General features: G+C 38.1%; 24 protein-coding genes and 1 tRNA gene. 15 read left to right on the top strand and 10 right to left on the bottom strand.

Annotated elements, in window-relative coordinates; genetic code table 11:
* Positions 1-108: 108 nt before the first annotated feature.
* The 3 genes from QL995_RS09485 to QL995_RS09475 form a co-directional block, all read right to left on the bottom strand.
* Entirely contained in the window at positions 109-471 is a 363-nt protein-coding gene (locus QL995_RS09485; protein WP_225913250.1) for a hypothetical protein, read from the bottom strand.
* Positions 472-565: 94 nt separating this feature from the next.
* Positions 566-1,180, bottom strand: a complete 615-nt coding sequence (locus QL995_RS09480; protein WP_007586454.1) for a paraquat-inducible protein A — start codon at positions 1,178-1,180, stop codon at positions 566-568.
* Between the two features lie 2 nt (positions 1,181-1,182).
* Positions 1,183-2,448, bottom strand: a complete 1,266-nt coding sequence (locus QL995_RS09475; protein WP_101217098.1) for an EAL domain-containing protein — start codon at positions 2,446-2,448, stop codon at positions 1,183-1,185.
* A gap of 150 nt (positions 2,449-2,598) precedes the next feature.
* Between QL995_RS09475 and QL995_RS09470 the strand changes: the two genes are divergently transcribed.
* The 3 genes from QL995_RS09470 to QL995_RS09460 all read left to right on the top strand — a co-directional run bounded on the left by QL995_RS09470 (position 2,599) and on the right by QL995_RS09460 (position 4,931).
* Complete coding sequence (locus QL995_RS09470) at positions 2,599-3,348, top strand: transporter substrate-binding domain-containing protein (RefSeq protein ID WP_290294049.1); 750 nt, start codon at positions 2,599-2,601, stop codon at positions 3,346-3,348.
* Positions 3,349-3,426: 78 nt separating this feature from the next.
* Positions 3,427-3,993 (top strand): PhnA domain-containing protein, encoded by a 567-nt coding sequence (locus QL995_RS09465; protein ID WP_007586451.1) that lies wholly within the window; start codon positions 3,427-3,429, stop codon positions 3,991-3,993.
* 119 nt (positions 3,994-4,112) lie between these two features.
* Positions 4,113-4,931 (top strand): META domain-containing protein, encoded by an 819-nt coding sequence (locus QL995_RS09460; protein WP_101164326.1) that lies wholly within the window; start codon positions 4,113-4,115, stop codon positions 4,929-4,931.
* Between the two features lie 105 nt (positions 4,932-5,036).
* Here the strand turns inward: QL995_RS09460 and rlmJ are convergent, their stop codons facing one another.
* A complete protein-coding gene (gene rlmJ / locus QL995_RS09455; RefSeq protein WP_101217101.1) occupies positions 5,037-5,876 on the bottom strand; it encodes a 23S rRNA (adenine(2030)-N(6))-methyltransferase RlmJ in 840 nt (279 codons plus the stop codon).
* 238 nt (positions 5,877-6,114) lie between these two features.
* Here rlmJ and QL995_RS09450 point away from each other — a divergent pair, with 238 nt between their 5' ends.
* The 8 genes from QL995_RS09450 (at position 6,115) to QL995_RS09415 (ending at position 11,837) form a co-directional block, all read left to right on the top strand.
* Positions 6,115-6,345, top strand: a complete 231-nt coding sequence (locus tag QL995_RS09450; protein WP_007586448.1) for a hypothetical protein — start codon at positions 6,115-6,117, stop codon at positions 6,343-6,345.
* Entirely contained in the window at positions 6,345-6,650 is a 306-nt protein-coding gene (locus QL995_RS09445) for a cell division protein ZapA (protein WP_290294047.1), read from the top strand. The genes QL995_RS09450 and QL995_RS09445 overlap by 1 nt, the downstream gene beginning before the upstream one ends.
* A 63-nt stretch (positions 6,651-6,713) precedes the next feature.
* Positions 6,714-7,736: an MBL fold metallo-hydrolase gene (locus QL995_RS09440; RefSeq protein WP_290294046.1), complete on the top strand. Its 1,023-nt coding sequence runs from the start codon at positions 6,714-6,716 to the stop codon at positions 7,734-7,736.
* A gap of 55 nt (positions 7,737-7,791) precedes the next feature.
* A complete protein-coding gene (locus QL995_RS09435; RefSeq protein WP_290294045.1) occupies positions 7,792-9,261 on the top strand; it encodes a LysM peptidoglycan-binding domain-containing protein in 1,470 nt (489 codons plus the stop codon).
* Positions 9,262-9,327: 66 nt separating this feature from the next.
* Positions 9,328-9,816, top strand: coding sequence for a peptidylprolyl isomerase (locus QL995_RS09430; RefSeq protein WP_007586440.1), 489 nt, complete (start codon positions 9,328-9,330; stop codon positions 9,814-9,816).
* Positions 9,817-9,837: 21 nt separating this feature from the next.
* Positions 9,838-10,566 (top strand): SDR family oxidoreductase, encoded by a 729-nt coding sequence (locus QL995_RS09425; protein WP_197102058.1) that lies wholly within the window; start codon positions 9,838-9,840, stop codon positions 10,564-10,566.
* Positions 10,567-10,576: 10 nt separating this feature from the next.
* A complete protein-coding gene (locus tag QL995_RS09420) occupies positions 10,577-11,416 on the top strand; it encodes an amidohydrolase family protein (RefSeq protein WP_290294044.1) in 840 nt (279 codons plus the stop codon).
* A 49-nt stretch (positions 11,417-11,465) separates the two neighbouring features.
* On the top strand, positions 11,466-11,837 hold the full coding sequence (locus QL995_RS09415) for a hypothetical protein (protein ID WP_290294043.1): 372 nt from the start codon (positions 11,466-11,468) through the stop codon (positions 11,835-11,837).
* A 94-nt stretch (positions 11,838-11,931) separates the two neighbouring features.
* Here QL995_RS09415 and QL995_RS09410 read toward each other — a convergent pair whose 3' ends face one another.
* The 4 genes from QL995_RS09410 to QL995_RS09395 all read right to left on the bottom strand — a co-directional run bounded on the left by QL995_RS09410 (position 11,932) and on the right by QL995_RS09395 (position 15,113).
* Positions 11,932-13,107, bottom strand: coding sequence for a mandelate racemase/muconate lactonizing enzyme family protein (locus QL995_RS09410; protein ID WP_007375956.1), 1,176 nt, complete (start codon positions 13,105-13,107; stop codon positions 11,932-11,934).
* 26 nt (positions 13,108-13,133) lie between these two features.
* The gene (locus QL995_RS09405; protein ID WP_010554363.1) at positions 13,134-13,901 is read right to left on the bottom strand and encodes a class II aldolase/adducin family protein; all 768 of its coding nucleotides are present in this window, start codon (positions 13,899-13,901) and stop codon (positions 13,134-13,136) included.
* A gap of 165 nt (positions 13,902-14,066) precedes the next feature.
* The gene (locus tag QL995_RS09400) at positions 14,067-14,390 is read right to left on the bottom strand and encodes a c-type cytochrome (protein WP_002957866.1); all 324 of its coding nucleotides are present in this window, start codon (positions 14,388-14,390) and stop codon (positions 14,067-14,069) included.
* A 183-nt stretch (positions 14,391-14,573) separates the two neighbouring features.
* Positions 14,574-15,113: a DUF2058 domain-containing protein gene (locus QL995_RS09395; protein ID WP_002957867.1), complete on the bottom strand. Its 540-nt coding sequence runs from the start codon at positions 15,111-15,113 to the stop codon at positions 14,574-14,576.
* A gap of 198 nt (positions 15,114-15,311) precedes the next feature.
* Between QL995_RS09395 and QL995_RS09390 the strand changes: the two genes are divergently transcribed.
* Positions 15,312-16,460 (top strand): MFS transporter, encoded by a 1,149-nt coding sequence (locus QL995_RS09390; protein ID WP_282115018.1) that lies wholly within the window; start codon positions 15,312-15,314, stop codon positions 16,458-16,460.
* Here QL995_RS09390 and QL995_RS09385 read toward each other — a convergent pair.
* Both QL995_RS09385 and QL995_RS09380 read right to left on the bottom strand, forming a co-directional pair.
* Positions 16,427-16,927: a prolyl-tRNA synthetase associated domain-containing protein gene (locus QL995_RS09385; RefSeq protein WP_010554360.1), complete on the bottom strand. Its 501-nt coding sequence runs from the start codon at positions 16,925-16,927 to the stop codon at positions 16,427-16,429. The two genes, QL995_RS09390 and QL995_RS09385, sit on opposite strands and share 34 nt — an antisense overlap.
* Position 16,928: 1 nt before the next feature.
* Complete coding sequence (locus QL995_RS09380) at positions 16,929-17,324, bottom strand: hypothetical protein (protein ID WP_010554359.1); 396 nt, start codon at positions 17,322-17,324, stop codon at positions 16,929-16,931.
* 166 nt (positions 17,325-17,490) lie between these two features.
* Between QL995_RS09380 and QL995_RS09375 the strand changes: the two genes are divergently transcribed.
* The 3 genes from QL995_RS09375 to QL995_RS09365 all read left to right on the top strand — a co-directional run bounded on the left by QL995_RS09375 (position 17,491) and on the right by QL995_RS09365 (position 22,225).
* Positions 17,491-17,566, top strand: a tRNA-Ala gene (locus QL995_RS09375).
* Between the two features lie 178 nt (positions 17,567-17,744).
* Positions 17,745-19,007 (top strand): extracellular solute-binding protein, encoded by a 1,263-nt coding sequence (locus QL995_RS09370; RefSeq protein WP_290294041.1) that lies wholly within the window; start codon positions 17,745-17,747, stop codon positions 19,005-19,007.
* Positions 19,007-22,225: an ATP-binding protein gene (locus QL995_RS09365; protein ID WP_290294040.1), complete on the top strand. Its 3,219-nt coding sequence runs from the start codon at positions 19,007-19,009 to the stop codon at positions 22,223-22,225. The genes QL995_RS09370 and QL995_RS09365 overlap by 1 nt, the downstream gene beginning before the upstream one ends.
* Positions 22,226-22,266 lie beyond the last annotated feature (41 nt).

The following is a 22,266-nucleotide window of genomic DNA, read 5'->3' as shown; positions in this document are numbered from 1 at the left end:
TGCTCCATCTAAAAATAAAAGAAAATCTTAAATTAGGAAGCAAAAAAGGTGTTTAGGAGTTACCAATAAACGGGGTTACCGCAATTTTTACATACACCTATCCTGCTATTAAGCAGACATAGGAGGGCGGTAGAGTGAACGAGGTATATTAATTTGTGTAGTAAATACACGTACATTTACTTTTTCAGATTCAAGTAAAGTAACGCTAAATAAAGTATCAACATTAAGCATTGAGTTAGCAGCGCAGCCACTCATAGGGCATTTACAGTCATTTTGTGGCGTACTTTCGTCGTCGCAACAATCCATCTGCATCATATTTTCAGACATGCTAACGACAGCTGTTGCATCACTACTTTGTGTCATTGGCATTTGGGCATGCGTTGCTGTCTTAGTTGGCATATGTGGCATTTCGCATACCATAGCTACAGACGCAACTGCCTGACCCACAAAAGTGAGCAGTAAAGTTATCATGAGTAAACTAGAGTAAAAACGTTGCAACATTATGCCTTTTAATAAACTTTAAAATGATTGTAAGGTAACCTAACGGCAACCACAAATACTTTAATTATGTAGACTGCGGTTTAGCAGGTGTTTTAATTAAGTTACTCGCGATAATTGCAAATATACAATATGCGCTAAAATACCAAAACCCTTCACCAAATTGTGCATTCATAACAAGTAGCTCGCCACTTTTACCATGGGCGTTACCTGCTAAGTAAGTCACTATTAATGCAATAACAAATACATCAACCATGCTCCACTTACTTAATGCACAAATAACCAGACCGAGCTTTTGCTTAAACCCATTCAAAGGTAGGCAACAATAAAGCAATTGTAATAGCAGCTTTAAGCTTGGAATAACAATAGAAAACAACCCCACTAAAGCGGCTACAAATAAATTATTATTGCTAGCAAGCTCTTTAACTGTGCCTAAAATACTTTGTGTTTTGTTATAGGCGCTAATCTCACCTTCTAACTTATCAAGCCCTAGCATGTTCGAGAACATCATTAGCATACTGCGAGTTCGACCATCGCCCTCTTCAGCCAGCATTTCAATACCCGCTTGCGCTAGTTTTGATTTATCTATGTTGCCCTCTATTGTTAATACTGGTTTTGTAATACCAGGAAACAATAAACAAAGAGCAACCACTACACTTATAACCGACAACCAATTACGCATATTTATTCTGCTATTGCCTCAATAATGTCGTCACTGTATAAAACAGCATCCAGTAAAAAATTAAATATATCGCCAATGTGTAGCTCTGAGTTTATGTTGGCCAAATGGACCATAGCTTCATCTACATTATCTAATTCAAATTCTTTTATAAGCGATAAACACTCACCTAAAGTGCCTTTTTCAAGTAGCAAAGCATCTGATATTGCAGCATCTAAGGTAAACTCTTTAACTATGTCTTTTAAATCAGCATCTAAAATAGCATCAAGCACCGAGAACAAACCCACTAGATACCCTTGCTCGGTCAGCTCTTTATTATTTTGCTCTAAAATAAGCGACATAAATTGAGCCCGCGTTAAAGCAAGCTTAGTTAATTCGGTTGGTTTTTCGACCCCCAACTCACTAATTGCTAATACACGAACAAATTGCCTTATTGTATCTTCACCTAAATAAATAACCGCTTGTGAAATAGAAGTAATAACTAAATTTGCTTTTCCTGAACGCGCGTTAGCCAGCTTTAAAACCCTGGCTGTTATGGCTACATCTCTGGCCACTCGTTGATGAACTTCTTTGAAGCAAAGTTTTTGTTTTGCTGTAAAACGCAATAGATCAAAAACAGTTAACTTTGAAGGCTCTACACCTTTATACGTAATCATTTCTGGGCGAGAAAAAAAGAACCCCTGAAATAAATCACAGCCTGCCAATTTTAATATATTAAATTGTTCATGCGTCTCTATTCGTTCAACAATTATTTTTGCATGTGGATTTGCGCGTTTTATTTTTTTGATGCGCATATTGGTTTTAATAACCGGATCATCTATCTCAATTTTTATGTAATCAACATGTGCTAATAGTGGCTCCCATTTTGGATCGCCATCGTAATCATCAAGTGCAAAAACATACCCTTCTTTTTTAAGTTCTTGCACACGCTCAGCAACCGCAGAAATATTGCCCGTGCGCTCTACTATTTCAATAACACTATTTTCTGGCAATAAAAGTTTGGGAAAGTTATCGAGAATAGTTTCTGATGACAAGTTGATAAAAGCTAAATGATGCGCGGTAAGTCTATCTAAACCTACCAGCATTAATGCATTAAAAAACAGGCGGCTTGTCGCATGCACATCAGAAGTGCCCACAGGAAACGCATTGTTGGCTGAGTCTCGATAAAGCAGTTCGTACGAGAAAACATTCTGGTCTATATCAAAAATAGGTTGCCGCGCGACAAACTGAGTTATTTTTTGTACCTCATCAGGTATGTTATTTAATTTCACTTGGCTCTAAACCTATAAATAAGAGATGGCAAAACAGCCAATAATATGTGTACTTTAATGCAACTCGCATAAGATAAACATAGTCGTCATTGCAAAAATGTTAAAATTACACAACACTAATATAAAAATATTAATATAAAAGGTGGAGATTTGGCTAACTTTATTCGGTTATTAGTACTGAGCCCTCTGCTATTTGTATTTTTTAGCTATGCCAGCATTAACCCTACTCCCCTCAAATACAATGTTAGCGCGTCAGGTAGCCATTATCCATATTATACAAATGATCCAGAAAAGCCTGGTGTATTACCCGAAATTATTGAAAAAGCACTCGATGATGCAAATATTGCAGCTTCTCATATCGACCTACCCACAAAGCGTATTACCAAATATTTACAAGATAAAATAATCGATTTTGATGTTATTTCATTAGAATGGCTCCCAAAGGATGAGAGAAATGACTCTCGTTATGTTTTTTCAGAGCCCCTTATTTATGCCACAGAAATGATTGTTACCTTGCCTCAAAATGCCCAGAACTGGCAAAGCGCTGATAGCTTAAAGGGCAAAAATATAGGAACGGTACTAGGTTACTATTACTTTAATGACAATACCTTTGAGCGTGTTGACTTTCCATCCGAGAAAGAACTTATGACCGCTCTATCAAGAAACCGTGTAGAAGCAGCGCTAATAGGTAAGTTAACTGCGCTCTATTGGGCAAAGCAGTTAGGGATAAACATTGCCTTTGGCGCACAGCATTCCCATGGTTTTTTAAGAATTCGTTTATTGAGCAAACATAAAGGGTTATTGCCCCAAATAAACCTAGCAATTAAAAACCTTCACGCTCAAGGATATATAAAAAGTATTGAAGATAAGTATATGAGTAATATACCCACACAAAATTAAGGGACTAATGGCGCAGAGCTCGTGTTTTGGAGTATAATAGCAGCAAATGTTAACTCGACCAGAATCAGAAAGAGCCCCATGAGTATTGAAAAAGCCTTAATCGAACGTAGTAATAATCAATGTGAATTGTGTGCAGCCACCGAGAACTTATCTGTTTATGAAGTACCACCGGTAACTGAAACCCACTCAGATAAATGTATTTACACGTGTCAAACATGTAAAGATCAAATCGAGAATAACAGCGAAATAACGCCTACACATTGGCACTGTTTAAACGATAGCATGTGGAGCCAAACTCCTGCAGTACAAGTTGTAGCTTACAGAATGCTTTCGCGTTTAGCGCCTGATAATGGCTGGGCACAAGATGCGCTAGACATGATTTACCTTGAAGAAGACACGCTAACCTGGGCTAAAAAAGCACTTGCCGAAGATGACGATTTAAAGCATGTAGATAGCAACGGTGTAGTACTTCAAGCAGGCGATACTGTTACCCTAATTAAAGACTTAGACGTTAAAGGCAGTAGCCTTACCGCTAAACGTGGAACAGCTGTTCGTAATATTGGCCTAACCAGCAACCCTGAACATATTGAAGGGCGAGTTGACGGCCAGCGCATTGTTATTTTAACTAAGTTTGTTAAAAAATAATCGTTTTTTTAATTATTAAAGGCGCTAATGCGCCTTTTTTTATGTTTAAAATAAGTTAAGGAATGATTAAGTAACTAGGTAATACACTAAGGACATAATATTGAGTAAGGATAACCAACATGGAAAAGCATCAAGCAGTATCTTCGCGTAAAAAGGCAGTTGCAGGGATTGGCTTATTGGCGCTTAGCGCTTTTGCAGTAACTGGCTGCGGTGAGCAAACTAAATCGACTGAAAACACAGAAATTGCAGAAGCAATAACCAGCCTAACTATCCAAGCTAGCTACAAAGATCGCAGTATGCTTCGCCCTGGCTCGCAATTAATAGTTACGCTTTCCAATGTATCTAAAATGGACGTAAAAGCCGATATAATCACACAAGAAGTGATTGATGTAACCCAAGCCCCGCCATTTACCGTTGAGCTAATTTATGATGCCAGCAAAATTAGCGATAAACATCGCTATAGCCTAAGCGCCAGAATTATAAATAAAGACAAAGTGCTTTACACAAGTACAACAAATCATGACCCGTTTGCAGAATCACAGTTAACTACCCCCTATAAAATTGAGCTTTCAAAAGTGTCGACTCAAAAACCCGATGTAACACTCACAAATACTTACTGGAAAGCAATAACAATAAATGCTCAAACTGTGAATGTTACAACTAAAGAACCATTCATTCAGTTCAATAAAGACCACCGCGTTAATGGCTTTTTAGGCTGTAATAATTTTAGCGGAAGCTATAGTACCGAGCAGCAAACAATTACACTTAGTCAGCTAGCAAGTACAAAAAAGATGTGCTCGGATAATATGAGCCAAGAAGCGGCTATGTCTGACGTACTTAGCAAAACTTCAAAGTGGGAAATAACAGGTGAATCACTAAAACTTAAAAACAGTCGCGGTAATACGCTTGCTACTTTTAGTGCGGTTTATTTTAATTAATATTTAGCTCCCTTATATATATTACCTAACACATTCGTATTGATTTTAAATAAAATGCCCAGCAAAGCTGGGCATTTTATTATTCGTTATAAGCGCTATTTAAAGTTACTCATCAACGAGTTGTTCACTTCTGTAAAAACCACTTGGCTCACTTAACAAACTAACAAGTTCAGGCATTATTGCATCCATTGTTTGCTTTAGCTTCCATGGAGGATTAATTACAATCATGCCCGATGCTGTCATACCGTGTACGTCAGTATCCGCTTCAGTGCCTAATTCAAATAACTGAATGTTGCGCATTCCTGAATCAATTAAGCCCTGCTCCATATTATCAATGCGCTCTCTATCTACAACCGGATACCAAATCATGTAAGTACCTGTAGCAAAACGCTGATAAGCTTTAACTAAGGTTTTTACAACCGTTTCGTAGTCATCTTTAATTTCGTATGGAGGGTCAATTAACACACACGCTCTGCGAGATGCTGGTGGTAATAAACCAACTAAACCTGCAAAACCATCCTCTCCACGTACACGAATAGATCGCTTACCTTGCATGTTTTCTTCAAGTAATAATAAATCGCGCGGGTGCAGTTCAAAAAACCAACCCTTATCTTGGCGGCGTAAGTAGTGCTCTGCAATTTTTGGTGAACCTGGATAAAACGCAAGTTCGTCAGTGTCGTTAAATGACTTAATTAATTCAATGTATTCATTAAGCTCAGCATGCTCACTTTTATGATGCCAAAGTTTTTCAATACCATCTTGATACTCTTGCGTTTTTTGCGCATCGGCAGCTGCAAGTTCAAAAAAGCCAGCACCTGAATGTGTGTCTATATAATCAAGCGGTTTATCTTTAATTGTTTGATAATTTAGCACTTGTGCCAGTACTAAGTGTTTAAGTACATCGGCAGGATTACCCGCATGAAATGAGTGTCTGTAACTAAGCATTATTTATTTTCGCCATACGCAATTTAATATCGTAAGTGAACCATAAGCACTAGGCTTTGGCAACTCACACCAAGATAAGAGAGTGTTTAAGTGAACCATTTCTGAATGAAAAAGCCCATATGCTGAATTATCCCTTAACGCAAAAGAAAAATCAGCTAAAACCACCGTAAATGCTGGCAAATCAACACACTTTGCTTTACATTTGCATGACATTAATTACAGTTATATGAGCGCCTTTATGAATAACACTACTCTTCAACAACTCGAACAACTGATCGATTCTTTAATCGAACGTAATAACCAATTACAAACAGATGTTGTTACTTTAAAAGAACAGAACACTAAACTAAGCGATGACAACGAATTGCTACAACTTGAAGCTTTAGAAAATGAAGAAAAGCAAAAAGATGCCAGCACTACTTTATCTGGTCTTCTTGATAAGTTACAAAGCGCACAACAGGCTAGCTAATGTCTGAGCTGCAAAACCAGCGGGTCACTGTTGAGTTGCTAGGTAAAGAGCAGCAATTTGCTTGCCCTGAAGGGCAGGAAGATGCATTAATAGCAGCAGCTAAAAATCTAAATGACTTAGTTGAGCAAATGAAGCAACGCTCAACCGTTAGAAACGATCAAAAAGCCCTACTAATGGCAGCATTAAACTTAAGCCACGAATTGCTAGAAGCAAAAACACAGGCTACAGTTGAGCAACAGCATCAAGACCAAATGATTGATAAACTCAGTCAGTATTTGGCAAATGACCCCAAACACCAAAAATAAAAAGCGCATACTGCGCTTTTTGTTTATTATTAAAGTAATTAAACATCAGCGTAGAGATAATAAATGAAGTTAAAACTTTCAAACATAGCCTCTTCATGTAAGCACTTACTATTAGCATGCACTTTATTATCAATAGTACCTAGCACCTATGCTGCCGTCACTTGGAATACAATAAACCCTCATATTCAGTTTTTAAAGCAACAAGACAAGCTTCGCTTTTACGACTCTAACCAAGTGTTAATTGAAGGCGAAAAATGTGCCCTACTTGTTGATACGAGCGCCAATTTTGCTGCAGTTGAACAACTTGCTGAAGATTTAAAGAACCGCCTTAAAACACCCTTATGCTATTTAGTGGCTACCCACTACCATGACGATCACTTGCTAGGTATGGCGGTTATGCAAAATTTTTATCCTGATGCCAAGCTCATTGTTCATCAGCAGGTAAATAAAAATTTTAACCTTTATCAAACAGCATATACCGACAAGCTAGACACCTATGAAAAGAGCATTGAGCTGAGCTACCAACGATTAGCGAATGTGCCCAAAGAAGAGCAAGCTAAATGGCGAAATAAGTTAGAGCTTGCAAAAAAACGACTTTTTCGCTGGCAGGAGTATCAGCTTAGCAAACCCGAAATAGTAATTGATAGTCGTAAAGTTATCGACCTTGGTGATTTTGAGGTAACGCTTGAGCCGCAGCAAGCCCATACTAACGGTGATTTAACTATTACTACTAATAATGGCAGTGTGCTGATTGGTGGCGATATCGTTGACTGGCTTCCTTACCCTGGGCACGGTGAACTTAAAAGTTGGCAAACGTTGCTTAAGCAATATATTAACGACGAAAAGCTCACTATTATTTTACCTGGGCACGGCGGTACATTAACAAAAGAGCAGCTGAAACAGCCTCTATCATTTTTAACAGCCATAACAGAGCACGTTAAAAACAATAAAGATCAAAGTATTGAGCAGTTAATGCTGTCGTTTCCTGAATCAGTTATTGAGCCTTATAAACAAGAAGCGCTTAATATAAAATCGAGCAACTTCTTTTTACAAGCTGGCCTAAATCGCGCAAAAAGCGCAGAATAACTCAACACAACGGATTGTGTTAAAATAATAAAAGGAATTTACAAAAGTGATCACTATGCGCAGTTTGGTTTTATGTTGTTTGGGTATTTTGTTATTTGGTTGTCAATCAACGGAGCAAGAACCACAAGAAGCTCCACAAATATTTACTCATTTTGAGCCTGACTATACTTATGATACTGATGATGAAGTAGCTCAAACGCCCCAAGTTAGTGAGCACGTTACGTCACTTCAATTCAAAAAAACAATCGTAAAAAAGCGCCCACCAAAAACCACCGATCTGTGGGTGCACATAGCCAATAATCTACACTTTACGATTTATCAAAATCGCGCGTTAAAAAAGCGTATCAGCTGGTACGCAAAGCAACCTAACTACTTGCAAACTGTGAGTAAACGCGCAGCGCCTTACCTGTATCATATCGTAAAAAAAATTGAGCAAAAGCAACTACCTATGGAGCTCGCTTTACTACCATTTGTAGAAAGCGATTTTAGACCAACGATAGCCTCATCACAGCAAGCTGTTGGTGTTTGGCAGTTAGTTGGCGCAACAGCGCATCACTTTGGAGTTAAGTCAGACCAATGGTACGACGGGCGCCAAGACGTACTTGCTTCAACCGATGCAGCACTTGATTACTTAAGCTACTTACATAAACGCTTTGATGGTAATTGGCTACATGCTTTGGCTGCTTATAACAGCGGTGAGGGCCGCGTTAAACGCGCAATCGAAAAAAACAAAAAACGCGGTAAAAGCACCGATTACTGGTCACTCAGTCTGCCAAAAAAAACCGCCGACTACGTACCCAAGTTACTCGCTTTAAGCTATTTAGTTAAGCACCCACAAAAGGGCATTAAACGCCCAAAGCTTGCATATAAGCCATTTACAACACAGATGAATATAGGCCAGCAGTTCGACTTTTCAGTCATCGCTAAGCTCTCTGGTATAGGTTCAAAGCAGTTACACGCGATTAATCAGGGATATTTAAAAAATCAAAGCTCACCTAACGGGCCGCATACTTTACTGCTGCCTATAGGGCAAGAGGCCTTATTAAAAAGTCAGTTTTTTAAATCAAACTTTGCTGGAGAGTACATCGTTAAACAAAACGACACGCTTTACGGTATTGCTAGACGTTTTAGTATGTCGGTAAAAGCTTTAAAACAACTTAATAACAAAAATAATAATTTAATAGGCGTTGGAGAAAAGTTATTAGTTGGACAACCTAAAACCCTGCCAAGCACATTAACAGTTGATTACAAAATTAGCCCTTATTTAGAACACCAAGAGATTGCGATTCCCACCATTGAAATAGATTACGAAGTTAAGTCGGGCGATAGCCTTTGGAGTATAAGTCAGCTTTACGATGTACCCCATAGCGACTTGGCAAAATGGAATAAACTCTCTGCATCGAGCATTTTAAAGCCTGGTACTCAATTAGTACTGTTTATACCACAGGCTGAAAAGCAAAAAGCAGCCCCAACAAAAAAAGATTTTCTGCTAAATTTACAAAAAACACTAAATCAGCCACGTTAAGTTTATAAACAAGTATATTTCGCGTAAAATTGCGCCCTAACATAGTTATTATTTGAAGAGACAAGCATGCAAATTAGCAAAAATTCAGCAGTTGAATTTCATTACACCCTTAGCGAAGCGGGCGAGCAAATTGAAAGTAGCACAAACGAAGCGCCACTTACTTACATTCATGGCAGCGAAGGCATGCTTCCTGGTTTAGAAAAAGCACTTGAAGGCAAAGAAGCTGGCGAAAAATTTAGTGTAACTCTAGAGCCAAGTGAATCATACGGCGAGCGTGTTGATGACTTAATTCAACGTATTCCGCTTAAGCACCTACAAGGCGACGTTAAAGTATGGAAACCAGGTATGACAGCAATGGTTAGCTCTAACCAAGGTCGTCATCAGGTTACTATTGTTAAGGTTGGTCGTTTTAACGCAGATTGTGATTTAAACCACCCATTTGCGGGCAAAACACTAACGTTTGACGTTGAAGTTATATCGGTACGTGAAGCAACAAGTGAAGAAGTTTCTCACGGACACGTGCACGCTGAAGGCGGCTGTGGTCACTCTCACTAGTTAGCAATAAAGGAAGTAAGTATGTCTAAAGTTGCAGTCGTTACAGGTGGTACAAAAGGTATTGGCTTAGCCGTAGTAAAGCGTTTGCTAAACAATGGCTATGAAGTACATAACCTTGATATAGAGCTAAGCGAAATCGGTATATTTCATCAGTGTGATGTAAGTGATGTATCGGCGGTACAAAGCTGTATCAACGCTATCTGTAAACAAAGCAAACGTATTGACGTACTTGTTTCTAATGCTGGAAAACACTTAAGCGCAAATATAGAAAGCACCGACGAGCAAACTCTCGATGCACTTTTTGCGCTTAATGTTAAAGGCGCTTATGCCGCGATACAAAGCGTATTGCCAAGCATGAAAGCGCAAAATGGCGGCGCTATTATATTAGTCGCTTCCGATCAGGCAATTATAGGTAAGCAAAACTCTTTTGCGTATAACCTAACAAAACATGCCCTTGCCTCAATGGCTAAAACAACAGCGCTTGATTACGCGGGTTTTAATATTAGAGCAAATGCGGTATGCCCTGGCACAATAGAAACCCCGCTATTTCATAACGCGATAGATGCGTACTGCGCAAAAAGTGGCGCAAACAAAGCTGAAATAGTTGCCGAGGAAGCAAGTCTTCAACCGCTTAACCGATTAGGTCAAGCCGATGAGGTTGCTGCCCTTGTGAGCTTTTTAGCAAGCGACGATGCCAGCTTTATTACTGGCAGCCTACAAAGCATTGACGGTGGCTACACTGCCCAATGAGTAATGTGCAATGAGCCTAAAAATTATTGACCCACACGTACACTTTTTTAATTTAGTAGAAGGTCAATACTCATGGTTACAAGGCGCTAACCCACCAGCGTGGCCAAATTTAGAAAAAATAAAACAGCCAGTAAGTGCACAGCAACTTGTTAAAAGTACTGACTTTGAGCTAGTAGGGCTTGTTCATATAGAAGCAGGGTTTGATAACACCTCCCCTATTAACGAGCTAAACTGGCTAGACTCGCATTTAAAAAGCCTTTCATTTAAGGCTATTAGTTACAACCAAATTGACTCATCGGCTGATCAGTTTATAAACTCGTTAGAAGCTTTAGCTCATCTGAGTTTGTGTGGCATTAGAGATATAACCGAAGGTACTGACGCAAAGCGTTTATTAGATGCTAATAGTTTTAAAAACCTAACAATATTATCAGATACCCAACTGCATTTTGAAGCTCAATTTGATATTGAAAATAGCGAAATAACCAAACAAATAGCTTACTACGCTAAGCAGCTACCGCAGCTTCAAATTATAATTAATCATGCAGGACTGCCAAGTAATTTAAATGATTGGCGACAAGGTGTTGAGTTACTTGCTCAGCATGACAACATAGCAATTAAATTCTCTGGTTTTGAATTACTACAACTCACCAGTGAGCAACAAGCAGCGTGTTTTAGTTTTCTTTTTAATCACTTTGGCCAGCAGCGTATTATGTTTGCTAGCAACTTCCCTGTGTGCCAAATAAATACAAGCTACAACAATCTATGGCACTGCCATAAGGCGTTATGCTCAAACGATAAGACATGGCATGACCTTAGCTATACAAACGCTAAGCACTACTACCAAGTGTAAGTAAAACTAGTTATATTAAACTCTCTTTTTATGATAATACGGCCAATTTATGAAAATGTACTTTTTACTAATCGTTGTATTTTCAGCGCTTCTTCTCAATGGCTGCATATCTCAAAACCCAGACCCGACACCTAAGCTGCAACATGCCCTACTGGCAAAGCCAAATAAAACAGCCGTTAGCAAAGCAATTAAAACACTTGTACATATGCAAGAGGCTCAATTAGCTGATGATGTATTTACTACCAGCAGCACAGTAACCCTTAGCAATGTAGATGGTAATAATATTATCGACACGCAAAGTCGCAATACACCCGATCAGTTTGAATTGATGATTAAAGGTAATCAGTGCTACATACGCCATCTCGATAGTAAAGCAACTATTGAACTTAAAGACGTGGAATGTAAAATCAACGAGTTATAACAAGCTTTGCCTCCCCCAAACAAGTAAAAGCCGGTAAGTGACCAATCACTTACCGGCTTTTTAATGCATGACCTAAAGTTAGGTTAAAAGACTATTATTTTATTTCTACGCGTTGAGACCGCATAACAATCTCATCATTTAATTCAATACCCAACCCTGGCTCTTCTGACACTTCAAAGAAACCATTTTTAGGTTGTGGGTCTTGTAAACATAACTCGCGGTTCCACTTTTTAATCGCATAAGTGTGGTGCTCATGAATCAAAAAGTTAGGGATAGCCGTTTCTAAGTGCAGTGATGCTGCTGTTGCAACAGGCCCGCCACATACGTGAGCCTGAATACGCACATCAAAGATATCTGCGTAATCACATACTTTTTTAGTTTCGGTAAAGCCACCACACAAACCAATATCTGGCTGTAGTACATCAATACTTTGATCTTCTAAATACGGACGTACACCCCAGCGATTATACAAACGTTCACCACCAGCAATTGGCACATTAACTTTATCTGCTACTTTTGCATGCAATGAATGGTTTAGGTAGTTAACTGGCTCTTCAAAGTACATACAGTCAAATTCTTCTGCAATTTCACCCAACTGAATGGCTGTTGTCACGCCAGGTAAACTGTGGCATTCAAAAATAATGTCTACTTCGTCGCCTACTGCTTCGCGAATAGCTTGCATGCGCGCACGGTATAGCTTCATTTCAGTACGTGAAATTATTTTTGTACGGTCATAATAAGTATTACCGTCTTTATCGTACTGAATTGGATCTACTTTTACTGCATCGTAACCTTCGGCCATCGCCTTTAAAGCCGCTTCTGCATATTCTTGCGGTTGTACTAGCGCTTTAAATTCGCTATCCCAGTCAAACTGTAATTGCGATGCGTAAGTGCGTAGTTTGTCGTTAACTTTACCGCCTAATAACTGGTATACAGGTAAACCAAGCGCTTTACCTTTTATATCCCAAAGTGCGGTATCAATTGCGCTCATTGCAGCATATACAACAGGTCCGCCGCCTAAACCCCAAAAGCTTTCACGTAACATACGTGACCATAGTTTTTCTGTTTGAAATGGGTCGTGGCCGATTAAAAAGGCGTCGGCCATTTCTTTAATCATAGCCGCTGCAGCACTGTGACCTAAATCGTATGCAAGGCCGGCTTCGCCAACACCACTAATACCTTCGTCAGTATGAATTCGTACAAACACAGGTGTCCACGAAGGTCTATCAGGACAGTGAATATCAAATACTTCAACGCGATTTACTTTCATTAAAATTCCTTATTAACCGCTATGGGTTATTTTGCAAAACTAGGGTCAAGTCGATACGCTTTTCGTAACATTGCAGGCCACGCAAGTTGCCCGCCGGTGCTGCCACTGTGTACTACGTTTGCTTGATTATAAATATTGTCGATTATAGGTTGCGGTACTTCAATCACCTCTTGCGAGCTTGATTGTAGCGCTAGTTGAATTTCACACGCTCGCTGTAAATCATAAAAGCGCATAAACGCATCGCCTACCGTTGGGCCTACTGTTAAGCCACCGTGATTTACCAATAACATATGGTTAGTGCTGCCCAAATCATCTTGCAGCACTTTTCGCTCGTCGTCGTTTACTGCAAGCCCTTCGTAGCCATGATAAGAAAGCGATGGCAGTGAAAACATTGAATATTGGCTAAGCGGTAATAAACCATTTTTTTGTGTAGCGACTGCGATTGTTTCTTTAGTATGAAGGTGAATAACACAATGAGCGTCTTCGCGTACCTCGTGAATCGCACTGTGAATAGTAAAACCAGCTGGATTAATACTAAATGGCGTATCGTCAATAATGTTACCGTCTAAGTCGACCTTTACTAAATTAGACGCAGTTACTTCATCAAAGGTTAAACCAAAGGCATTTACTAGGTAGTGATCTGTGCCAGGCAAACGTGCTGATAAATGCGTATAGATTAAATCCCCCCAACGAAAGTGCTCTACCAGTCTATAACACGCGGCTAAATCAACACGAAGTTGCCACTCTTGTGCTGATACTTTATTTTTTAAATCGAGTTGGGGTAAATCAAACATAATAAGCCTTTTAAAAACGTACATTATTAACCTGTACGAACAGATGTTTAGAAGTCTAAAGCAGTCTCTATTTTATAGCAAACACCAAACAAAACAGCCACACTATTGTGTGGCTGTTTATAAAACTAAAATACCAATTGCATTAAAATGGTATAACTGCGTAAATTATTTTACGTTAGCTAGGTAATCTGCAATTGCTTCAAACTCTTCATCAGTTACCGTTGCAACCATTGCTTTCATTGCCATGGTCATACCGTTATTACGTGCACCTGACTTAATATCTTTCATTTGCGCTACTAAGTAGTCTTTGTTTTGACCGTTTAGTTTAGGGTACATACCCATAATTGGTGCTTTACCTTCAGCGCCATGACAAGTTTGGCAATTCTTAGCGGTATAAAGTGCAGCGCCATCGGCAGCAGCTGCATTAAACGAGAAGCTTGCGGCTAAAGTAATACCCGCGCCTAATAGTAGTGTTTTCATCTTGCTCATTGTATTTACTCTTCTTTTTTGACGGTTAGAAAAACTGTTCTATTGATTGTAGTAAACAATCAAATAAAAAGCATACGTACGAAACGACGCTAGACGATCAACTTAACCAAAAACCGCTAACTCGTTTCTGTCTCACTTTCATATACTTTAGCAAATAAAAATGAGCTTACCCTTAATAACTTATTACCACACTATATCATCTGGTACTTCAAAGTCTGCGTATGGGTCATCTTCATCTTTTGGTTTGTTTTCTGGCTCTACATGAAAAACAATATACTTTTCGTCAACTTCAGCCACTTTGCGTGCTGGTTCGTCGTCTAGTACGTAAAACTGCCCTTCTAGTACACAAATAGCTAAACGACCGCCCGATAACGCTTTTTGCGTTTTCTCGTTCACGTCGATATTTTTTACTTTATTTTGATAAGTAAAATTAAATGTGCGCTCACCACGAATAGCGTCTTGGTTGTGGTGCTCTAAAATTTGTTTAACACGCGCTTCTTGTTCGCGCTGCTTTAAGCTCACTTGGCGTGTTTGGTTAAGCTCTTCAGCTTTTTTTTGCTGCTCTAGCTTGGTTTGTTGAATATGCTTTTGCAGATCACTTGGGTTGCTAGTAGCCCCTTTCTTTTGCTTTTTTTGTTGCTTACGCTTTTCTGATTTAGCAACTTTAGCATTATGCGATGTTGTTAATCCTGCTTGAAGCAATTGGTCTTGTAATGAACCCATGACTTTGTTCCACTAAAAACTAATATTATCGCTATTTTAATCACCAACGAGTTCAAATAACAGCGCTATCGACATTAATCTAGCAAACTAGTTAAAACAAACCATGATATAGCGCAATGGCTATGGTTTTAATTATGAATTAAAAGCAATTTTTAATACAATACCACGCAACCAATCAGCAAATGCACAAGCCACATAATGCGTTTACCTCATCTACTCGTTTGCTCGGTATTTATATTTTTTGTGCTTTATGCACCGCAGCCCCTACTTAGCCTTTTTGCGAGCGAATTTAATGTAGCACCTGCGGTAGCTGGCAGCTTAATGACTGCAACTATGCTGCCCTTAGCCATTGCCCCGCTCGTTTATGGTTTATTTTTAGCAAAAATAAATCCACTACTTATATTACGTATTGCAATGGTGCTTTTAGGCCTTAGCTGCTTACTTTTTATTTATGTACCTAGCTTTGAGCTTTTATTATTAGTCAGATTTTTACAAGGTTTAACGCTCCCCGCAGCTTTAACAGCAATGACTAGCTATATAGGCATGAGTTATAGCGCTGATACACTTCAAAAAAATATGACCCTATATATTGGTAGCAGTATAGTTGGTGGTTACTTTGGTCGTGTGCTCGCAGCTTTGTTTAGCGACTTATGGAATTGGCAGAGCTTTTATTACGTAATTGCTTTTATGCTTATTTGCTTAGCTTTGACAATTAAGCATTCTCGCTTTACAAACCCAGCTACACAGTCGCAGCTCTCCCCTCTGGATTACATTAAACAACTTAAAGAAGGCGCTATCCTTAAAGTGTACGGTGCCGTCTTTTGTATGTTTTTTTGTTTTGCTGCATTACTTAATTACTTACCGTTTATATTACAAAACACGTTTTTAATTACCAATACTCGTGACATAGGTTTAGTTTACAGTGGTTATTTAGTTGGTGCCCTCGCCTCTATTGCTGCACCTTGGTTACTTAAAAAAGTCCCTTCGCCTTGGCATTTATTAACTGCGGTATTTAGTTTTTATAGTGTGAGTATTATTTTATTAATGAGCCACCAGTTTAGCTTATTTTTAATCGCATTTACTTTGTTTTGTGGTGCTATGTTTGTGATTCATTCAACTGCCGCACCGCTCGTTAATAAAATAAGTAAAGCCCCGCCAAGCGTAACCAATGGCGGATATGTATCGTTTTATTACAGTGGTGGGGCATTGGGGTCGTTATTACCCGGTGTGGTATACCAACATCATGGGCAAACAGCGTTTATGTTTACGCTGCTCGCGGTTTGCTTATGCGGTTTATCGTTAATTATGTGGGCTTATTTTGAGGGTAAAAATACAACGCGCGGTTGATGCTTTGTGTGATTAAAAAATGTTTCTAAATCAGCTTTACTAAGCAACCATGTTTGGGTGTTTTCAAACGGATGACAATGAAACAAATCACCACCCCAAATATCTTGATCGACCCATAAGCTCACTTCGTTTTGCTTATCATTTAAAAGAGCCAACATAGATACACACCCAGGAGCCACTTTTAAATACGTTGCTAAGCGTTCACTCGATGCAAACCCTAAACGCGAAAGCCCTTGTTGCTTTGATAGTGCCTTTAAATCGAGTTGCTTATTGTGCGCTGTAATAACTAAAAAGTGTCGCTTGCCTTCGTTATCGCGTAAAAATAGGTTTTTAAGACGAGTACCTGGACGCTCAATCATAAACTCATCAGCCGCTAAGCTAGTATGTAGCGGCGGATGTTCTATTGCATCGTAAGTAATATCTAGGCGCACTAAAAGCTCTGCTAACTTAGTTTTATCAGCCAACATATTACAAGCAACGTCCTCTTAGCTGTACGCTCAAATCTCGCCATAAAACATCATTAACTTCATGTTTGTTATCGCAATACTCACGCTCTTTTAGCTCTTGATTTAATAATTCAACTGCTTGATCTTCTAGCTGTAACTTTAGAATGCTCGACTCTTCAAAATGCTCTTTCTCTATATACTGCTTAACCTCACCACGGCTTGGTCTATTGTTAGGACCACGGTCTAGGTTAAAGTTTTCACGATGCTTAGCTTTTACCGAAACAACATAAGCAAAAAGCTTATTGCCTTGCTCATCTTGCTTTTCGTGAAACTGTTTATTATTTATTTCAAAAGGCGGCTCATCATTTGAGGCACAGCCAGCGAGTAAAACCATAAGCGCTAGAACACATTTTTTCATTGTTTTTTATCGTTTTAGTTTTGAATTAAGCCGAGTCTAACAAAAATTGACGTAAACAGTGAAAATTTACGAAAAAATACTTGACCAATTTTATAAAAAAACTTAAAGTTCGTCCCGCTTGGAACTCAGCAGTCAAGCAGTTACATTATATGTAACTTAGGAATGTGGGGCTATAGCTCAGCTGGGAGAGCGCCTGCCTTGCACGCAGGAGGTCAGCAGTTCGATCCTGCTTAGCTCCACCACTTTCCTACTCCTTTTCAAATTCGCTCTACTCTTCTATTTTTCCATTGTTTTATTATTTTTTGATACCCTACTATTTTAATTTCTCATTCTATATAATTTTAAATTTATCCATTCAACTTGTGTCTTTACAAGTTCTTAGCTATACATAATGTCACACATTAGTACTTTAGGCTTAACATGGACATACCTAAGCGTTCGACGCTAAAAAAGCTAGCTGCTATAGGTTTAACAGCTGGTGCAATAACACATGCGCCTTATGTTTTTGCCCGAAAAAAAGTCACATTAAGAGTGCTTGGTACGCATGTAACACTCCAAGAGGCTATCCGCAAACAAGCGATGAGTGACTTGGGTATTAATATAGAATTTACTCCCGCAGGCAGCGCTGCCGTTTTGCAAAAGGCATCAATGGACCCTAGCTCCTTTGATTTATACGAACAATGGTCAAACAGCATTAATGTGCTTTGGGATGCAGGTTCTATACAGCCAATAGAAAAAAAACGACTCACCTACTTTAACGAGATAAATCCACTTACTAAAACGGGAAAATTAACCGAAACTGCAAGTATTGGTGCAGGTGATGCTCCCTATAAATTATTAAATGTTCAACCCGATGGCACATTAAGCGCACAAGAAAGCGATCATATTAGCTTTTTACCTTATGTGCATAATGTTGACTCTTTTGGTTACAACACCGATTTTATTAAGCCCGGTATAGCATACGAAACAGAAAGCTGGAGTTGGCTGCTTGATGACGAGAACAGAGGTAAAGTAGCTATCGTAAATGCGCCTACCATTGGACTCTTTGACCTAGCCCTAGCAGCGCAAAGTAAAGGGCTTATAAAATTTAAAAATATAGGGGCGATGACTCGCCCAGAACTTGATAGATTGTTTAGTATATTACTCGACTTTAAACGCCAAGGTCACTTTAGTGGCTATTGGAACTCGGTTCCTGAGTCGATTGAATTTATGAGAAGTAAGCGAGCCCATATAGAAAGTATGTTTTCGCCTGCCGTCTCTGCGTTAAACAGCCAAAATATTAATATTCGTTTTGCCGCGCCAAAAGAAGGCTACCGAGGCTGGCATGGTGTTATGTGTTTATCGTCACAAACACAAAGTAGCGTAAAAGATGCAGCTTACGATTATATGAATTGGTGGCTTTCAGGCTGGCCTGGTGCATTTATTGCTCGCCAAGGTTATTACATTAGTAACCCACAACGCTCTAAACTACTCTTATCGCCGGCCGAATGGGATTACTGGTACGGTGGAAAAGCAACAAACATAGACTTATTAAATACAAATGGCGACGTAGCTATTAAAGCTGGTGCGCAACGTAATGGTGGTAGTTACTATAAACGCTTTAGCAATGTAGCAGTATGGAATACAGTTATGCCAACCTATGACTACAGTCTACAAAAATGGTATGAGTTGATTAGCCGATAATGATAATAAATTCAATTAAATCAAAAATAATATTAGCTTTGTGTTCGCTGATTGGATTACTTCTTTTACAAAGCTATTTGTTTAACTATTCGCAAACGTCCTTACTTAACTTGCAAAAGTCGCAGCATAACGCGCTTATTCAAAGTGAAGCTGTGAATCACTTAGAAAACGATATTATTTCCCTGCAAGGGCATGCAGTTTCATTTATTGACAATGCAAATGAAAATACGATTACCAAATTTAATTTTTATTTAAATAAGGCAAATCTAAATCTCGAGCAGCTAAAAACAAACACTCAAAACCAGACCCCTGAGTATCAAAACTCACTAATACGCCTTGGCGAGTATCTAAATAATTACCAAGATACATTTGGCCAAGTTGTCGTAAACAGACAAAAACGCGAACACCTTTACACTACTCAGTTCAAACAGCCTATTGATGACCTACAGGTAACAATTAGTGATTTAGAAGGGTCTTCAAACAATGGTAATAAAGTTATTTTTAACGATGTTTTACTCACAATAAGTAATTTAAAACACGCAATTATAAGCTATCTCTATAAACCTAATTTTGATGAAGCACAAAATGTAAAACAAAACTTAAATCACTTACATAAAAAACTAACGAGCACCTCTGTAATAAATGAATCCCTCTCCAATAAAACAACAAGCTTAAAACAAGCTTATAACCAACTTGTATTACTCACCCGTAGCTACACTTTTTCTGTAAATGTAGTGCTTACAGGCATAGAAAACGAATTGCTGTATTTAACTAATGAAATTAAAAACATAGAAAAAAATAAACTAATCAAAACAGAAGAGCTACTAAGTAGCCACTTAACAAAAAATACAGAACAGGCAAATATATTTGCCGTTTTAATTATGTTAATCATTTTATTTTTAAGCTATTTTATTTTTAGATCGGTTATAAAACCAATTACTCAGCTCACTTTATTACTTAAAGATATGAATAGCGAAAAGCCAGTAACTATTTCAAATAACAGCCAAAATCAAACTGAAATAGCGTCGGTAATAAAAGCAGCCAACGCTTTATATTTAAAAAATAAGCAAACCAAAGAGCTACTCAACGAAACCCGCGTATTAAATTCCCAAATGGAAGCAATGAATGCCGACCTGACGAGTGCTATGGAGCAAACTGATAAAGCCAATAAAACAAAAATAGATTTTGTAGCCAATATGAGTCATGAACTTCGCACCCCAATGAATGGCATATTAGGTATGTTGCAACTCTTACAAAGCAGTGAGCTTCCCTCAAGACAAAAACATTATGCAGATAAAGCTTTTTCAAGTGCTCAAAATTTATTGCAGATTTTAAATAATATTCTAGATTTTTCTAAACTAGAATCGGAAAAAGTTCAGTTAGAGCAAATCCCTTTTACCTTACATACTATAGTTTCTAACGTTCAAAATTTATTCTCAACAAATGCTAAGCAAAAAGGCTTGTTATTAAACTTTACTTTACACGTTGATGCAGGGCTTGAACTTATTGGCGACCCAATGCACTTAAGTCAAATAATAAATAACTGTGTAGGTAACGCAATTAAGTTTACTGAGCATGGTGAAATATCATTAATTATAGAAGCGACATCTCAACACGAAAAAACAATAAACCTTCGCTTTAGTATAAAAGACACGGGTATTGGGATGACTGAAGAGCAATCAAAAATTATATTTCAGTCTTTCTCGCAAGGTGATTCAAGCACAACAAGAAAGTATGGTGGGACCGGTTTAGGACTCACTATAAGCAAACAATTAACTAAATTGCTGGGCGGAGATATACAAGTAAGGAGCACGATTAATCAAGGTAGCGAGTTTTTCTTTACTCTACCCTTTACTTTATCTGAGCAACAAAAGCTTAAAAAACACGCCTTATTAATTAGCCCCGATAATGAGCAAATTAAAAAATTAATGGACTTACTAAGTGATATAAATATAACGACAGAAACAACACAAGAACCATTAAGGGCCATTGCAAAAATGTCTCAGCCTAGTAGCCCATTTAGTATTGTAATAATGTCGATAGAAAAAAAAGAGCTCAACGATAACTTTATTTTACAACAACTGTACGCTCAAAATAAAAACGTTAATGAAAAATTGACACTGATTTTATTAATTACCGATGAAGAGTCTCCTGAGCCAATTGCAAAAAATGAAAATATAGACATTATAATTATTGGTAATAAAAATAGTGAAGTTGAAATTTTAAGAAAGCTTTCACCAAATAATTTTAAAGAAAAGCAATTGAAGCCTCACCCTAAATTCTCGGGTTTTAATGCATTAGTTGTTGATGATAATAGAATTAACCAAGAAATAGCCTCCGCCCTTTTAGCAAAATTAGATATGACCGTGATCATTGCTGATAATGGACATGATGCATTAGATAAAGTAGAGATAAATGACATCGATATTATTTTTATGGATGTTCAAATGCCAGTTATGGATGGGCTTGAAGCAACAAGCATATTAAGAGAGCGAGGCTACAAAACTCCCATAATTGCCATTACGGCAGCCGCAGATCCTAATGATAAAAAAGCAGCGTTTAGAGCGGGTATGGATGACTTTTTAGTAAAACCGATTATTTTTGATGCGCTTTACGAAAGTATTGAAAAGCATCTGCAAAGTAGCGAATCTCTGAGCACTATAAACCTGCCTTTAGCAAAAGAAAACCTAGAAAACAATGACGAATTGTTAGCTAAATTATTTACTCAGTTTGTCAACGATTACAATGACTTTTCGATTAAAGCTGATATATTAATCAAAAATGGAGAGTTAGAAAGCTTAATTCGACTAGTACATACACTCAAAGGCTTGGCCGGCACATTAGGCTTTGAGCTACTGCAACAAAGTGCGCAAAGTGTTGAGAAAAGCTTAATAGATAAGAAAAGTATTAATTTATCTCATTTTAATGAGCAATTAATACTTACACTTTTTGCTGTAAAACAATTTTTGATAGCTGATAGCTTTAAAAAAGAACATATACAGCAACATGAACTAGAAAACGAAGACTCGGTTATTGATAATATATACTCATTAGCATTAACGGCTCGCCCCGTACCTAGCAGTTTGATTAGACAGCTAGAAATGAATCAATATGCTAGAGGCCACTCTCTATTTAAGCTCAAAGAAGCAATTGATCATTTTAACTACGCGTTAGTAATTGAGCTTATTGATAAGTATAGAAACGATAATAAAAATTAGGCATAACCACTAACCTGAACTAGATTTAATATTGTAAAGAA

The sequence above is a fragment of the Pseudoalteromonas sp. APC 3358 genome, assembly GCF_030408075.1.
GTDB classification, from domain to species: domain Bacteria; phylum Pseudomonadota; class Gammaproteobacteria; order Enterobacterales; family Alteromonadaceae; genus Pseudoalteromonas; species Pseudoalteromonas arctica.
Note: the sequence above shows the minus strand (reverse complement) of the source record. Positions and strands in the feature narration are given on the sequence as shown.

Bases quoted from the DNA above. Each gene is read 5' to 3' on its own strand.
- QL995_RS09485 (WP_225913250.1), bottom strand. From the start codon at position 471: ATGATAACTTTACTGCTCACTTTTGTGGGTCAGGCAGTTGCGTCTGTA.
- QL995_RS09480 (WP_007586454.1), bottom strand. From the start codon at position 1,180: ATGCGTAATTGGTTGTCGGTTATAAGTGTAGTGGTTGCTCTTTGTTTA.
- QL995_RS09465 (WP_007586451.1), top strand. From the start codon at position 3,427: ATGAGTATTGAAAAAGCCTTAATCGAACGTAGTAATAATCAATGTGAA.
- QL995_RS09460 (WP_101164326.1), top strand. From the start codon at position 4,113: ATGGAAAAGCATCAAGCAGTATCTTCGCGTAAAAAGGCAGTTGCAGGG.
- rlmJ (WP_101217101.1), bottom strand. From the start codon at position 5,876: ATGCTTAGTTACAGACACTCATTTCATGCGGGTAATCCTGCCGATGTA.
- QL995_RS09450 (WP_007586448.1), top strand. From the start codon at position 6,115: ATGAATAACACTACTCTTCAACAACTCGAACAACTGATCGATTCTTTA.
- QL995_RS09445 (WP_290294047.1), top strand. From the start codon at position 6,345: ATGTCTGAGCTGCAAAACCAGCGGGTCACTGTTGAGTTGCTAGGTAAA.
- QL995_RS09440 (WP_290294046.1), top strand. From the start codon at position 6,714: ATGAAGTTAAAACTTTCAAACATAGCCTCTTCATGTAAGCACTTACTA.
- QL995_RS09435 (WP_290294045.1), top strand. From the start codon at position 7,792: ATGCGCAGTTTGGTTTTATGTTGTTTGGGTATTTTGTTATTTGGTTGT.
- QL995_RS09430 (WP_007586440.1), top strand. From the start codon at position 9,328: ATGCAAATTAGCAAAAATTCAGCAGTTGAATTTCATTACACCCTTAGC.
- QL995_RS09425 (WP_197102058.1), top strand. From the start codon at position 9,838: ATGTCTAAAGTTGCAGTCGTTACAGGTGGTACAAAAGGTATTGGCTTA.
- QL995_RS09420 (WP_290294044.1), top strand. From the start codon at position 10,577: ATGAGCCTAAAAATTATTGACCCACACGTACACTTTTTTAATTTAGTA.
- QL995_RS09415 (WP_290294043.1), top strand. From the start codon at position 11,466: ATGAAAATGTACTTTTTACTAATCGTTGTATTTTCAGCGCTTCTTCTC.
- QL995_RS09410 (WP_007375956.1), bottom strand. From the start codon at position 13,107: ATGAAAGTAAATCGCGTTGAAGTATTTGATATTCACTGTCCTGATAGA.
- QL995_RS09405 (WP_010554363.1), bottom strand. From the start codon at position 13,901: ATGTTTGATTTACCCCAACTCGATTTAAAAAATAAAGTATCAGCACAA.
- QL995_RS09400 (WP_002957866.1), bottom strand. From the start codon at position 14,390: ATGAGCAAGATGAAAACACTACTATTAGGCGCGGGTATTACTTTAGCC.
- QL995_RS09395 (WP_002957867.1), bottom strand. From the start codon at position 15,113: ATGGGTTCATTACAAGACCAATTGCTTCAAGCAGGATTAACAACATCG.
- QL995_RS09390 (WP_282115018.1), top strand. From the start codon at position 15,312: ATGCGTTTACCTCATCTACTCGTTTGCTCGGTATTTATATTTTTTGTG.
- QL995_RS09385 (WP_010554360.1), bottom strand. From the start codon at position 16,927: ATGTTGGCTGATAAAACTAAGTTAGCAGAGCTTTTAGTGCGCCTAGAT.
- QL995_RS09380 (WP_010554359.1), bottom strand. From the start codon at position 17,324: ATGAAAAAATGTGTTCTAGCGCTTATGGTTTTACTCGCTGGCTGTGCC.
- QL995_RS09370 (WP_290294041.1), top strand. From the start codon at position 17,745: ATGGACATACCTAAGCGTTCGACGCTAAAAAAGCTAGCTGCTATAGGT.
- QL995_RS09365 (WP_290294040.1), top strand. From the start codon at position 19,007: ATGATAATAAATTCAATTAAATCAAAAATAATATTAGCTTTGTGTTCG.